The 12080-nt window shown below is 69.8% G+C and carries 15 protein-coding genes, 1 tRNA gene and 1 other RNA gene; 12 read left to right on the top strand and 5 right to left on the bottom strand.

Features of this window, described 5'->3' with window-relative positions; genetic code table 11:
• Window positions 1-7: 7 nt before the first annotated feature.
• From AB0F70_RS18365 to AB0F70_RS18345, 5 genes are all read left to right on the top strand, one after another.
• Window positions 8-937, top strand: coding sequence for an ABC transporter ATP-binding protein (locus tag AB0F70_RS18365; RefSeq protein ID WP_357451201.1), 930 nt, complete (start codon window positions 8-10; stop codon window positions 935-937).
• A complete protein-coding gene (locus AB0F70_RS18360) occupies window positions 934-2595 on the top strand; it encodes a hypothetical protein (protein WP_357451198.1) in 1662 nt (553 codons plus the stop codon). Before AB0F70_RS18365 ends, AB0F70_RS18360 begins: the two co-directional genes overlap by 4 nt.
• 134 nt (window positions 2596-2729) lie before the next feature.
• The gene (locus AB0F70_RS18355) at window positions 2730-3026 is read left to right on the top strand and encodes a type II toxin-antitoxin system VapB family antitoxin (protein WP_108493446.1); all 297 of its coding nucleotides are present in this window, start codon (window positions 2730-2732) and stop codon (window positions 3024-3026) included.
• Window positions 3027-3045: 19 nt separating this feature from the next.
• The gene (locus tag AB0F70_RS18350; protein WP_357451194.1) at window positions 3046-3741 is read left to right on the top strand and encodes a LytR C-terminal domain-containing protein; all 696 of its coding nucleotides are present in this window, start codon (window positions 3046-3048) and stop codon (window positions 3739-3741) included.
• Window positions 3742-3853: 112 nt separating this feature from the next.
• Window positions 3854-4597 carry a YcnI family protein gene (locus tag AB0F70_RS18345; protein WP_357451191.1) on the top strand — a complete coding sequence of 248 codons (744 nt, stop codon included), beginning with the start codon at window positions 3854-3856 and terminating at the stop codon, window positions 4595-4597.
• A gap of 18 nt (window positions 4598-4615) precedes the next feature.
• On the opposite strand, the gene AB0F70_RS18340 is transcribed toward AB0F70_RS18345, so the two are convergent.
• Together AB0F70_RS18340 and AB0F70_RS18335 are read right to left on the bottom strand one after the other, a co-directional pair.
• Window positions 4616-5566 (bottom strand): endonuclease/exonuclease/phosphatase family protein, encoded by a 951-nt coding sequence (locus AB0F70_RS18340; RefSeq protein ID WP_357451188.1) that lies wholly within the window; start codon window positions 5564-5566, stop codon window positions 4616-4618.
• A gap of 99 nt (window positions 5567-5665) precedes the next feature.
• The gene (locus tag AB0F70_RS18335) at window positions 5666-6106 is read right to left on the bottom strand and encodes a DoxX family protein (protein WP_357451185.1); all 441 of its coding nucleotides are present in this window, start codon (window positions 6104-6106) and stop codon (window positions 5666-5668) included.
• 140 nt (window positions 6107-6246) lie between these two features.
• Here AB0F70_RS18335 and AB0F70_RS18330 point away from each other — a divergent pair, with 140 nt between their 5' ends.
• Window positions 6247-6759 carry a MarR family transcriptional regulator gene (locus AB0F70_RS18330; protein ID WP_357451182.1) on the top strand — a complete coding sequence of 171 codons (513 nt, stop codon included), beginning with the start codon at window positions 6247-6249 and terminating at the stop codon, window positions 6757-6759.
• A gap of 49 nt (window positions 6760-6808) precedes the next feature.
• A complete protein-coding gene (locus tag AB0F70_RS18325) occupies window positions 6809-7177 on the top strand; it encodes a DUF6221 family protein (protein ID WP_357451179.1) in 369 nt (122 codons plus the stop codon).
• A gap of 91 nt (window positions 7178-7268) precedes the next feature.
• Here AB0F70_RS18325 and AB0F70_RS18320 read toward each other — a convergent pair.
• Window positions 7269-7353, bottom strand: a tRNA-Ser gene (locus AB0F70_RS18320).
• A gap of 172 nt (window positions 7354-7525) precedes the next feature.
• Between AB0F70_RS18320 and ffs the strand changes: the two genes are divergently transcribed.
• The 5 genes from ffs (at window position 7526) to AB0F70_RS18295 (ending at window position 11007) form a co-directional block, all read left to right on the top strand.
• Window positions 7526-7622: signal recognition particle sRNA small type (gene ffs, locus AB0F70_RS18315), an RNA gene on the top strand.
• Window positions 7623-7996: 374 nt separating this feature from the next.
• Complete coding sequence (locus AB0F70_RS18310; RefSeq protein ID WP_357451176.1) at window positions 7997-8884, top strand: MetQ/NlpA family ABC transporter substrate-binding protein; 888 nt, start codon at window positions 7997-7999, stop codon at window positions 8882-8884.
• A complete protein-coding gene (locus tag AB0F70_RS18305) occupies window positions 8884-9948 on the top strand; it encodes an ATP-binding cassette domain-containing protein (protein ID WP_357451173.1) in 1065 nt (354 codons plus the stop codon). The genes AB0F70_RS18310 and AB0F70_RS18305 overlap by 1 nt, the downstream gene beginning before the upstream one ends.
• A complete protein-coding gene (locus tag AB0F70_RS18300; RefSeq protein WP_357451170.1) occupies window positions 9945-10601 on the top strand; it encodes an ABC transporter permease subunit in 657 nt (218 codons plus the stop codon). Before AB0F70_RS18305 ends, AB0F70_RS18300 begins: the two co-directional genes overlap by 4 nt.
• Window positions 10602-10641: 40 nt before the next feature.
• Complete coding sequence (locus AB0F70_RS18295) at window positions 10642-11007, top strand: hypothetical protein (RefSeq protein ID WP_357451167.1); 366 nt, start codon at window positions 10642-10644, stop codon at window positions 11005-11007.
• On the opposite strand, the gene AB0F70_RS18290 is transcribed toward AB0F70_RS18295, so the two are convergent.
• Both AB0F70_RS18290 and AB0F70_RS18285 read right to left on the bottom strand, forming a co-directional pair.
• Window positions 10974-11702, bottom strand: coding sequence for a Fic family protein (locus tag AB0F70_RS18290; RefSeq protein ID WP_357451164.1), 729 nt, complete (start codon window positions 11700-11702; stop codon window positions 10974-10976). The two genes, AB0F70_RS18295 and AB0F70_RS18290, sit on opposite strands and share 34 nt — an antisense overlap.
• Window positions 11699-11905 (bottom strand): hypothetical protein, encoded by a 207-nt coding sequence (locus tag AB0F70_RS18285; protein ID WP_357451161.1) that lies wholly within the window; start codon window positions 11903-11905, stop codon window positions 11699-11701. The genes AB0F70_RS18290 and AB0F70_RS18285 overlap by 4 nt, the downstream gene beginning before the upstream one ends.
• Window positions 11906-12080 lie beyond the last annotated feature (175 nt).

The following is a 12080-nucleotide window of genomic DNA, read 5'->3' as shown; positions in this document are numbered from 1 at the left end:
GCGAGCCATGACCGCGGCACCAGCGATCGAGATCCACGACCTGCGCAAGTCCTTCGGTACGGTCCAGGCCCTCGACGGCCTGGACCTGACCGTCCAGCCCGGCGAGATCCGGGGGTTCCTCGGCCCCAACGGGGCGGGCAAGTCCACCACCATCCGCGTCCTGCTGGGCCTCCTGCGCACCGACTCCGGCTCCGCCCGCCTGTTCGGCGGAGACGTGTGGCGCGACGCCGTCGAGCTGCACAAGCGCATCACCTACGTGCCCGGCGACGTGAGCCTGTGGCCCAACCTGACCGGCGGCGAGTGCATCGACTACCTCGCCCGGCTCAGCGGCCGCCACGACAAGAAGCGGCTCGCGGCGCGCAAGGCCGAGCTGCTGGAACGCTTCGAGCTGGACCCGCGCAAGAAGTCGCGCACCTACTCCAAGGGCAACCGGCAGAAGGTCGCCCTGGTCGCGGCCTTCCTGACCGACGCGGAGCTGTACGTGCTGGACGAGCCGACGTCGGGCCTTGACCCGCTCATGGAGGCCGTGTTCACCGAGTACGTCCGCGAGGCCAAGGCGGCGGGCCGGTCGGTGCTGCTCAGCAGCCACATCCTGTCCGAGGTCGAGAAGGTCTGCGACACGGTAACGATCATCCGCAACGGGACCGACGTCGAGTCGGGCACGCTGGACGAGCTGCGGCACCTCACCCGCACGAGCGTGACCGCGGTGGTGGCGGGCGACCCGTCGTCCGTCATGCGGCTGGACGGCGTCCACGACCTGGTCACCACGCCGGCCGACGGCGGCACGCGGGCCACGTTCGACGTCGACAACGCGCAGATCGGCGCCGTGCTGTCCGCCGTCGCCGCGCTCGACGTGCACAGCCTCACCGCGACCCCGCCGTCGCTGGAGGAGCTGTTCATGCGCCACTACGGCGACGCACCGGCGGACGCACGATGACCGCCCTCGCTACCGCGCCGGCCGCACCGGCCGCCGTGCGCGGACCGGCCTTGGGCTCCACGCTCGCGGGCACTGGCCGCCTGCTGCGCGTCATGCTGCGCCGGGACCGGCTGCGGCTGCTCGTCTGGCCGCTGGGTGTCGCGCTGCTCTACGCGGGTGCGCTCGGCGAGTACGTGATCCTGGGCGACGATCCTGAGGCCATGTCGGTCCGGGCAACCCTCATGCGGACCCCCGCCATGATCTCCATGGCCGGCCCCGGCTACGGCGTGGACGACTACACGCCAGGTGCGGCCGTGGCGAACGAGCTGATCCTGTGGCTGGTGCTCACGCTCGCCGTGATGAGCATCCTCCAGGTCGTGCGCCACACGCGCGCCGAGGAGGAGAGCAGCCGGTCCGAGCTGGTGCGTGCCGGCGCGGTAGGCCGCCACGCGTCGTCCGTGGCCGCGCTGCTGCAGGTGGTGATCGCCAACGTGCTCGTCGCCGTCGTCTCGGGCCTGGTGCTGGTGGCCTATGACTTCGACGCGGCCGAGTCGTTCACCATGACGTTCTCGGTAGCTCTGGGCGCGCTCGTGTTCGGCGCCGTCGCGCTGGTGGCCGCGCAGGCCATGGAGCACGGGCGTGGAGCCACGGGAATCTCGCTCGCCGTGCTCGGCGGGGCCTACTCGCTCCGGGCCATCGGCGACATCCAGGAGGAGCACGGGAGCTGGCTGTCCTGGCTGTCCCCGATCGGTTGGGTACAGCAGACCCGGGTCTTCGTGGACATGCGCTGGTGGCCGCTCGGCCTGTGCGCGGCAGCGATCGTCCTCCTCATCACGCTGGCCGCCGTGCTCGGGTCGCGCCGCGACTTCGGCGCGGGTCTGGTCGCCGTCCGAGCGGGCCGGTCCGACGCCGACCCCGCGCTGACCGGGCCCTTCGCCCTGGCCGGGGTCCAGCAGCGGATGGCCCTGCTGTGGACCAGCCTCGGGCTCGGCCTCATGTGGTTCGCCTCCGGCGGGGTGGTCGAGGCGGTGCCCGACCTCGTCGAGTCCGTCGCCGACAACCCCGTGTACTCCGCGATCCTGGGCGAGGGCGACGACCTGATCCGGACGTTCCTCGGGGTGTTCGGCCTGTACGCCGGCTCCGGCGCAGCGGCATTCGGGGTGGCCATGGCGCTCCGGGCCAAGGGGGAGGAGGAGAGCGGCCGTGCCGAGCTCGCCCTCACCAAGCCGGTGAGCCGTGCGCGGTGGTTCGCCTCCGGCCTGGTCCTCGCACTGGCCGGTGCGGCCGTCGTGCAGGTGACCGGTGTGCTGGCCCTGTGGGCGGGCGCCGCGTCGTCGGGCCTCGACGAGCCCGGCTTCGATGCCTACCTGGAGCTCGCCCTCGCCTACCTGCCCGGTCTCGCGGTGATCGTCGCGTTCGCGGCCGCGCTCTACGCCTGGGTGCCGAAGGCCACCGGCCTCGCCTGGGTGCTGTTCGGCTACGTGTTCGTGGTGGGGATGTTCGCGGACCTGTTCGGCCTGCCGGACTGGGCGCGGGGGATCTCGCCCTTCTGGTGGGTGGGCAACCCGATGGTCGACGGCGTCGATGCGGCTCACCTGTGGGGGCTGTGCGGCGTCGCCGCCCTGCTGCTCCTGCTCGCCTTCACCGGTTTCCGGCGGCGTGACCTGCAGAACGGCTGACCTTCCGGGCGGGGTGTGCCGGTGTCTTCCGTACGCTCCGTCCGGTAGGGTTCGAGGCGCCGTTCGGCGTCAGCAGGCAGGTTCTCACCGCCGCTCCCGGACCGTGCCCCGCCGAGTCCAGTGAGGATGGGCCGATGATCTTCAAGGCCGTAGGTGACGGCCGCCCGTACCCCGAGCACGGGCGCTCGCGCACACGTGACTGGGTAGACGTGCCGCCACGCCAGGTGCGGCTCGACGAGCTCGTGACCACCAAGCGCACGCTCGACCTCGATACGCTGCTCGCCGAGGACTCCACGTTCTACGGTGACCTGTTCGCGCACGTCGTCGAGTACGAGGGCACCCTGTATCTCGAGGACGGCCTGCACCGCGCGGTGCGCGCCGCACTGCAACAACGTCCAGTACTGCACGCTCGCGTGCTCACCATCCGCTGACCTCAGGTAGGTTCCAAGAGTGACAACCCCCGGGCACGACCAGGCGCGTGTGGAGCGCCGTCGCCGAGAGCACGAGCGCCAGGCAGTGGTCTTCGGCGTGCTCATCGCGTTCCTGGCGGTCTGCGGCATCTTCGCGCTCGCGGTCTACTCGGGCGCCATCAGCTCGCCGTTCAACCGTCCGTTCAACACGGTGGGCGTGGCGGAGCAGGAGACCTTCCCTGTGCCGTGCCTCCCTGCGGTGGAGGGCCAGCCGGACGGCGCCCTGCCGATCGCGTACTCGAGCGTCCAGGTCCGGGTGCTGAACGCCTCGGGCGAGGGCGTCGACGGCATCGGCCAGACCGGCCTCGGTGGCGCGTACGGGAACACGCTCACGGAGCGGGGCTTCGAGGTCATCGACGTGACCAACGCCGAGCAGAACGTCACGTACTCCGAGCTGCGGTTCGGCAAGGGCGGGATCGTCGCCGCGTACACCATCGCGGCGCACTTCCCGGATGTCCGGCTCGTCCTGGACGATCGGAAGGACAACGACCGTACGGTCGATCTGCTGATCGGGGCGGAGTACGAAGCCCCTCTGGACATCGCTGACGTCGGCATCTCGGCGGATACGCCGCTCACCAATGCCGAGGGATGTGTGCCGGCCGCCGAGATCGACCCGCAGCCCAGGATCAGTATTCGGAAGTCCACCGGCGACGAGCCGGCCACGCCTGCTCGCTGATCGAGCTCCGTGAACCCGTCCGCAGGCGCCGTGGGCCTCGGCCGTGCGCTCCTGTGAACCGGGGGACCGTCGGGCTGCTCGTGCCACCCGCCGCACCCGAAGGAACAAGAACATGACTCGTTTCAGCATGCCTGCCCGCCGCGCCCTCGCGGCAGTCCCCGCAACCGCCGTCCTGGTGCTGCTGCCCACCGTGGCCTACGCCCACGTGACGGTGAACCCCGACACGACCGCCGCCGAGAGCTACGCGAGCCTCACGTTCCGCGTGCCGACGGAGTCGGACAGCGCGTCGACCGAGAAGCTCGTGGTCGATCTGCCCACCGACACCCCGTTCCTCAGCGTCACGCCGCGTTCCCTGCCCGGCTGGGACGTGGAGGTCGAGGTACGGCCCCTCGACGAGCCGTTCGAGGTAGAGGGCGCGACGGTCGACGAGGCGCCGGCACGGATCACCTGGACTGCCGAGAAGGGCAACGAGGTTCCGCCGCACGAGTACCAGGAGTTCGCCGTCCGGGTCGGGGCGCTGCCGGAGGAGGGCACCGAGATAGTGCTCCCCGCCCACCAGACGTACACCGACGGCACTGTCGTCGACTGGGACGACCTGGTCACGGACGACGGCAAGGAGCCGGAGGCCCCCGCACCCGTGTTCACGACGACCGCCGCCGAGGCGGAGGGCGGGCACCACCACGGGTCTGCGGCAGGGAAGCCCGAAGATGCGGAAGAGGGTGACGCCTCCGGTCACGCTGCCGTCGCGGACGACGCCCCGGCCGTGGACCCCGTGGGCCGCTGGCTCGGCGTGGCCGGCATCGTGGTCGGCGCGGCGGGCATCGGCGCGGCGCTGTTCACCCGCCGTCGGGCCTGATATCCCGACGTAGAGACCTCAGATCTTCAGCAGCGCCTGGACCGGGGTGTGGTCGCTCGGGTACCGGCCGCCGCGGGTCCACGTGTTGATCGCCGCCGCACGAACCTCGACGCCGGGTGACGTGAGGATCCAGTCGATGCGCGCGCCGTCGGGGTTCGGCGTCCCGTAGTTGGGGAACGTGCCCGCGTACGGGGTGAGCTGCCGGTCGGCGTCGAGCCAGGTGTCCCGGAGGCCGCCGTCGGTCACCAGGACGTCGTACGGCGCCGAGCCCTCGGCCGCTGCGTTGCAGTCGGCGGTGAAGACGACGGGTAGGTTGGTTGCCGCCACCTGGTCGCGGACGACCTGCGCGCTGCGCACCCGTGCGTTCTCCGCCTGATGGTCGAAGTGCGAGTTGATGTGCAGGAAGTCGCGGCCGGTCACGCTGTCGTGCAGCTCGGCCCAGTTGACGATCCGGGTGACGGTGTTGCCCCAGGTGGCGGAGCCGATGACCTTCGGGGTGTCGGACAGCCAGAACTGGTCCCACCACTTCACGGTCAGACGGCGTGCGTCGTAGAAGATGCCCGAGTACTCGCCGGCCGCCCCGCCGTCGCGCCCGAAGCCCACCATCTTGTAGTGCTTCCCCAACCCTTCCTCGATGGCGGGGAGCTGGTTGAACTCCACCTCCTGGACCCCCAGGACGGTCGGCTGCTCCAGCCGCAGGAACTCCGTGGTGAGCGGTGCGCGCTCCGGCCAGTAGTCGGGTTCGCCGGGCCGGGTCTGGCCCTCGTGGTCGTAGCGGACGTTGAAGCTCATGGCGTGGAGCAGCTCGCCTCTTGCACGGCCGATCACTGGCCGGCCGGCCCCTGCGGTCTGGGCGGAGGCCGGGCCGGCCAGTGCGGTGGAGGCGCCGAGGGCGCCTGCTGCGGCTGCACCTGCGGCCGTCAACATCGTGCGGCGTGAGACTCCGGCAGTGCCAGGAGTGGTGGACATGGGCGCTCCTCCAGGTCAGGGAACTGGTGCCCGCTCACCCGACCAGACAGAGGTGAGCACGTCCACAACGCCGTGTGACGGGTTGGCGAACTGCCAGGCTCAGGCCGACGTCGCCTGCGCGCGCCGGGTCGTCACCGCACGCCCGACCAGGTGGTCCACGCTCCAGGCACCGGGCCCGGTGGCTGCCAGGAGGAGCGCGCCGGCGCCGAGCGCGGCCACCAGCTCGAAGCCGCCCTCGTCGACGAACACGCCGTTGCCGAGGTGCACGAGCACGAGCGCCCCGAGCATGTTCAGGACCGCCAGGATGCCCGCGATCGAGGTCGCGGCGCCGAGGATCAGCGCGGCACCGCCGACGAGCTCGACCACTGCCGCGAACAGGGCGGCGGCCTGGGGAGCGGGGATGCCCATGCCGGCGAAGGAGTCGCCGGTGCCGGCGATCCCGTACGTGAAGAACTTCTGGGCGCCGTGCGCGACGAGCACCACCCCGATCGCTACGCGGGCGACGAGTACTGCGAGGTCCTTGGTCCACTGAAACTTCATGGGCATCTCCCTGTGCTTGTGCTGGCTTGCTGGCTGATGAGCAACGGGGCTGGGGGTGAATCAAGTTGACGCTTCAACTTCCGTGGCACGCTAACACGGTGTGAGTTGAAGCTTCAACCGTCCCGTGGGAACCTGGCGGCGTGGACGACACCCGGTGGCTCGACCGCCGTCAGATGGCGGCGTGGGTCCGGTTCGTAGCGGTGCTCGAGCTGGTTCCCGGGGTGCTCGACAGTCAGCTGCGGCGCGACTCCGGCGTCACGCACTTCGAGTACTTCGTCATGGCAGAGCTGTCCGAGGCGCCCGCCGGGACCATGCGGATGACCGAGCTGGCCGGCGCGGCGAACGCGACGCTGTCGCGGCTCTCGCACGTGGTGGCGCGCCTGGAGGGCCGGGGGTGCGTCGAGCGTTCACCATGTCCCGAGAACGGCAGGGCCACCAATGCGCGGCTCACCGAGGGCGGTCGGGAGAAGATGCGTGCCGCCGCGCCGGGCCACGTGGCCACGGTCCGGCGGCATGTGATCGACGTGCTCACCCCGGAGCAGGTGACGCAGCTCACGGCGATCAGCGACGCGATCCTCGGGAGCATCGCCCCGGTGGGGCCGATGGCGGAGAGCTACCGGCGCTACGACGAGCCTGTTGACGAATCGTCCTGAGACGACGATGACGGCTCCGTGCCCGGGAGCGCGTGGAAGGATCGGCGGCATGACCATCACCGAGTTTCTGACTGCACGACTGGACGAGGACGAGTCGATCGCACGAACGGCCGACAGTGCCACTTCGCATCCGGGTGAGGCCCATGGCGAGCCCGCGGTGGCCGCCCCGTTCCTTCCGGAGCAGCGGCACATCGACCGCTGGAGCCCGACCCAGGTCCTCGTCGACATCGCGGCCAAGCGGACCATCGTGGAGACGTACGAGGAGCTTGGCCGGGTCCTGGCCAAGGCGTTGGACAGCGGAAGCGCGGACGAAGTCGCAGTGACCAGGAACCTGTTCGCCGGACTCCAGGTCGCAGTCCTGGCCCACGCCATGGTGTTCGCCGACCACCCGGACTACCGCGCGGAATGGCGGTCGTGACGTAGTCGATCGTCTGGGAGCGGCCCCCGCCGGACATGACGAAGGGCTCGGAACCGTTGGAATTCCAACAGTTCCGAGCCCTTGCGCACTGCGGAGGATGGGGGATTCGAACCCCCGAGGGCGTTAACCCAACACGCTTTCCAAGCGTGCGCCATAGGCCACTAGGCGAATCCTCCTCGCGCTTCGCCGAGGCGGCGCGCGGCCACAGGACCGAAGTCTGGCGCGGCCTGACGAGGATACCGGACGCCGTGCTCGGACAACGAATCGGAGCGCGCGGCGCGGCTGTGAGGTGGCGTACAGCGGGTTCCGGCTGGTTGGGCCGGGGTGCCCGGATCGGTTAGGCTGGGGGCAGACCCCTCGTACGGCATCACCTCGCCGAACTCCCCCAGGGCCGGAAGGCAGCAAGGGTAAGTGAGCTCTGGTGGGTGTGCGAGGGGTCCTTTAGCGCCCGGAATCCAGCGGTCCATCCACTATGTGGATGGCTTTCGTTTCGCATCGTGGGATTTGCCCGAGGCGATTCGCCTCGACGTCGTGCAGTGCCGCACGATGTCCGTATGACCCGCACCTGTACCGCAGCAACGACGTCGCGCACCTGTCGCGACGCCATGTGTCGCGCTCACGTGCGCGGCGAGCGAATGTGCGAGCGCTGAGAGCGCCGCTCTGTCCCGCGGCCCGCTGAGGGCTGTTCGAACTCCTCCGAGCTCGCCACGTTGCTGATGGCCGTGGCCCGCCGTCACATCTCGGCCTGCGCCAGGCGCAGACCCCACGCATCCTGAGCACAGGCATACCCGCGCCAGTGCGCCCTTGAGAGGACCACCCATGTCTCGCTTCACCTCTGTCCTGGCCACCGGCCTCGCTGCCGCCACAGCCCTCGCGCTGAGTGCCTGCGGCGCCGGGGACGACGCCACGGCCGCCGCCGGCACCGCCGAGGACCCGGTACGCATCGGCGTCGTCAACTCCGGCGACGACTACTGGGACACCTTCAGCAACCTGGCCGAGGAGGAGGGCATCACCGTCGAGCTCGTGAACTTCAGCGACTACCAGCTGCCCAACCAGGGCCTGACCGACGGCGACCTCGACCTCAACCAGTTCCAGCACCTGCAGTTCCTCGCGGGCTACAACACGGCCTCGGGGCAGGACCTCACGCCGATCGGTGCGACCGCCGTCTACCCGCTGGGCCTGTACTCCCAGAAGCACGACAGCGTCGAAGCGATCCCCGACGGCGGCGAGGTCGCCATCCCCAACGACGCCACCAACCAGGCCCGGGCGCTGCTCGTGCTCCAGGAGGCCGGGCTGGTCGCCCTGCGTGACGGCGGCAGCGCGTTCTCCACGCCGGCCGACATCCTCGAGGACGAGTCGCGCGTGACCGTCACCCCGGTCGACGCCGCGCAGACGGCGCTCGCGCTGCAGGACGTCGATGCCTCGATCATCAACAACGACTTCGTGGGCGACGCCGACCTGACCGCCGAGGACGCCATCTTCTCTGACGACCCGGACTCGTCCGCGGCCGAGCCGTACATCAACGTGTGGGTGGCGCGGGCGGCCGACGCCGACAACGAGGTGTTCCAGCAGCTCATCGAGATCTACCACTCCCCGGAGGTCGAGGAGGGCGTGCTCGAGGCCTCAGGCGGCACCGGCGTCATCAAGGACAACCCGGCCTCCGAGCTCCAGGAGATCCTGGCCGGTATCGAGGCGGACGCCTCCTGATGTCTGCCGCGACCGGAGCTGCCGCCGGCAGCATCGTGCGGTTCGATGGCGCCTCCAAGGTGTTCCCGGGCCGCGGGCGGGGCGCCGAGGTGCGCGCCGTCGACGATGTCACCCTCGATATCCGCGAGGGCGAGATCTTCGGCGTCATCGGTCAGTCGGGTGCCGGCAAGTCCACCCTGGTCCGGCTGATCAACGCGCTGGAGCGCACCACCGGGGGCGACGTCGTGGTCGACGGCGTCGCGCTCGGTGCCCTGAACGAGGCCCGGCTGCGTCCCGTGCGGGCCGGGATCGGGATGGTGTTCCAGCAGTTCAACCTGCTCGCCTCCCGGACCGTCGCGGGGAACGTCGCCTATCCGCTCGAGGTGGCCGGCTGGCCGCGTTTGCGGCGGGAGGCCCGGGTGGCCGAGCTGCTGGACTTCGTCGGACTCTCGGAGAAGGCGGGTGTGTACCCGTCCGCGCTGTCGGGCGGGCAGAAGCAGCGCGTCGGTATCGCGCGAGCCCTCGCCACGAACCCGCGCATCCTGCTGGCGGACGAGGCGACGTCGGCCCTCGACCCCGAGACCACGCGCGATGTGCTGGACCTGCTCCAGCGTGTCAACCGGGAGCTCGGCGTCACCGTTGTCGTCATCACGCACGAGATGGACGTCGTGCGCTCGATCTGTCACCGCGTCGCCGTGATGGATCGCGGTCGGGTCGTCGAGGTGGGCGAGGTGTACCAGGTGTTCAGCGCGCCCGCCCACGACGTGACCCGGCGGTTCGTCGCTACCGCGCTGCGTGACCGGCCGTCGCCGGAGGTGCTGGCACGCCTGCGTACCCGGCATGCCGGGCACATCGTGACGGTGGGCGTGGACGAGGTAGCGGGCTCGTCGGCGGGACTCACGCGCACGCTGCGTGAGCACGGCGTCGACGGGACCGTCGTCTTCGGTGGTATCACCGAGGTCGCCGAGCGGCCGTACGGGTCGCTGACCGTCGAGCTCGTCGGTGACGCGGCCGCGGTGGAGGCCGCCGTGGCCGCGCTGCGCTATGTCACCTGGGTGGACGACCACGGGAGGGCGGCCGCATGAGCTGGGATCAACTGACGCCGCTGCTCTGGCAGGCCGCGGGCCAGACCGCGTACATGGTGCTGATCACGCTGCTCGTGGGCGGCTTCCTCGGGCTTGCCCTCGGCCTCGGGCTGTACCTGACCCGACCCGGGAACCTGCTCGGTAACGGGGTGGTGTTCGCGGTGCTGAACGTCGCCGTCAACGTGGTGCGGCCCATACCCTTCATCATCTTCCTGGTGGCGCTCGGGCCGCTGACCCGTGCCGTCATCGGCTCGACGATCGGCATCGAGGCGTTCACCTTCGCGATGTGCTTCATGGCGACGTTCGTCTTCGCGCGACTCGTGGAGCAGAACCTCGTCTCGATCGACCCGGGAGTGGTCGAGGCCGCTCGGGCCATGGGGGCCTCACCGTTCCGAATCGTGCGGACGGTGCTGGTTCCCGAGGCGCTCGCGCCCCTGATCCTCGGCTACACGTTCCTGTTCGTGGGCGTCCTCGACATGTCCGCGATCGGTGGGTACATCGGTGCCGGTGGGCTGGGTGACTTCGCAATTGTTCATGGCTACCAGCAGTACGACTGGGCGGTGACCGCCGTCGTCGTGGTGATCATCGTGGTGATCGTCCAGGCCGTGCAGTGGCTGGGGAACGGGCTGGCGCGGCGGGCGCTCAGACGGTGAGGCGGTGGCTGCTGGTCCGTGAGGTGGTAGAAGTACACCCATGACGGATCAGCAGCCAGGCCCTTACTACGCACAGACGCCGGGTGCCCCGCAGGGGTACGCGCCACCGCAGGCCCGCGAGATCACGGTCTCCTACCGGCGATGGGCAAACATCCTGGTCTGGGGTGCTGCGGTCATCGCGGTGTTCGTGGTGGTCGCGTCAGTGGTGAGCGTCGTGTTCCTCGTCCAGGCGGACGCCGACTCGTCCAAGTCCGCGCTCGGTTACCTCGCCATCGTCCTCTGGGTCGGGATCATGGCGGCCATCCCGGTCCTGCTGGGAGTCGGCATCCCCGGGCTGATCATGAAGCTGCGCGTGCGGCGATGGAAGCAGGCTCAGGCGTCCGACGGCGCTGCGGCGAGGCCGTAGCGGTCAGCCTCCGCAGCGAGATTGGTCGCGAGAAGCGTGGCCAGCCCGGGCACGTCCTCGGCATCGAGCATCGTGATGTAGCTGGATCGCTGGTCGACGCGGACGATTGCCGGGAAGCCGTACTTCCGGACCGTCTGGTAGGCGATGACCGCCCGGCCGGTCCGGCCGTTGCCGTCGCTGAACGGGTGGATGCGTTCGAACGTGATGTGACTCTGTGCGATCGCCTCCAGGAGTGGAGGGCCGTCGAGATTCGCGGTCTGCCACTCGGTCTGGTCGACCCACTGCTGCATGAGTTGCGGCACCTGCGACGGTTCTGCCGGACGCCAGGATGCCCCCGTGATGCGGTTGCTCGACGTCTTGTACTGCCCATGGTCATGTGCCAGGTGGTCCATGAGAAGGCCGTGCAGCTCGGTGACGAGCTGAGCGGTCAGCGGCTCGGCGTCTGCCACGGCACGCAGGATGCGTGTGATCGCCCCGCGGTGGTTCGACACCTCGTAGAGCTCGCGTACTGGAGTCCCGGCCCTGGGTGTCCGTTCGTCGACGAGGAGGGTGATCGTGTCGGCAAGGGTGAGCGTATTGCCCTCTATGGCCGATGAGTTGTACGCGAGGCGAGCGAGGACGTCGTCCGCGTAGTCCGGTTCGAAGATGGCCGTGGCCTGGATCTCCTCGTGGAACTTCGCGTGATCCAGCGTCACCGTCGGGTCCGCCGTTTGTCCAGGATCGAAGAGAGCTCGTCGAGGTTCATGCCCTCGTACTTGTTCACGGCGCGCAGCTCAAGAACTCCGCCGCGCACCGTAACCTCAACAGGGTCGCCGACGCCGATGCCCAGCTCCTGCAGGTCGGCAGGGCTGATCGTGACGCCGGCGGAGTTGCCGATGGTGACGATCTTCTTTCGCATACGAACATGGTAGCGCCGCGTACGAACAAGTGCGAGGGCTCGGCCGGATGCCGAAGCGGGTGTTGACGGCCGTCCTCCCAGTGATGCTCCTATCTCGTGTCAAGCGGTCAGGAGCCAGTCGCGGTAGGCGTTGGCGAGGTCGTCGTTGCGGCTCTTGCCGCGTTCGATGGTGGAG

Source organism: Promicromonospora sp. NPDC023805 (assembly GCF_040639635.1).
Taxonomy (GTDB): Bacteria; Actinomycetota; Actinomycetes; order Actinomycetales; family Cellulomonadaceae; genus Promicromonospora.
The sequence above is the reverse complement of the archived record's forward strand: the minus strand, read 5'-3'. Positions and strand labels throughout refer to the sequence as shown.

What these genes read in the sequence shown, in the direction of transcription:
- AB0F70_RS18335 (WP_357451185.1), bottom strand. Translation starts at nt 6,106, where the DNA reads ATGAAGTTTCAGTGGACCAAGGACCTCGCAGTACTCGTCGCCCGCGTA.
- AB0F70_RS18305 (WP_357451173.1), top strand. Translation starts at nt 8,884, where the DNA reads ATGTCTGCCGCGACCGGAGCTGCCGCCGGCAGCATCGTGCGGTTCGAT.
- AB0F70_RS18325 (WP_357451179.1), top strand. Translation starts at nt 6,809, where the DNA reads ATGACCATCACCGAGTTTCTGACTGCACGACTGGACGAGGACGAGTCG.
- AB0F70_RS18300 (WP_357451170.1), top strand. Translation starts at nt 9,945, where the DNA reads ATGAGCTGGGATCAACTGACGCCGCTGCTCTGGCAGGCCGCGGGCCAG.
- AB0F70_RS18310 (WP_357451176.1), top strand. Translation starts at nt 7,997, where the DNA reads ATGTCTCGCTTCACCTCTGTCCTGGCCACCGGCCTCGCTGCCGCCACA.
- AB0F70_RS18365 (WP_357451201.1), top strand. Translation starts at nt 8, where the DNA reads ATGACCGCGGCACCAGCGATCGAGATCCACGACCTGCGCAAGTCCTTC.
- AB0F70_RS18295 (WP_357451167.1), top strand. Translation starts at nt 10,642, where the DNA reads ATGACGGATCAGCAGCCAGGCCCTTACTACGCACAGACGCCGGGTGCC.
- AB0F70_RS18360 (WP_357451198.1), top strand. Translation starts at nt 934, where the DNA reads ATGACCGCCCTCGCTACCGCGCCGGCCGCACCGGCCGCCGTGCGCGGA.
- AB0F70_RS18345 (WP_357451191.1), top strand. Translation starts at nt 3,854, where the DNA reads ATGACTCGTTTCAGCATGCCTGCCCGCCGCGCCCTCGCGGCAGTCCCC.
- AB0F70_RS18355 (WP_108493446.1), top strand. Translation starts at nt 2,730, where the DNA reads ATGATCTTCAAGGCCGTAGGTGACGGCCGCCCGTACCCCGAGCACGGG.
- AB0F70_RS18285 (WP_357451161.1), bottom strand. Translation starts at nt 11,905, where the DNA reads ATGCGAAAGAAGATCGTCACCATCGGCAACTCCGCCGGCGTCACGATC.
- AB0F70_RS18340 (WP_357451188.1), bottom strand. Translation starts at nt 5,566, where the DNA reads ATGTCCACCACTCCTGGCACTGCCGGAGTCTCACGCCGCACGATGTTG.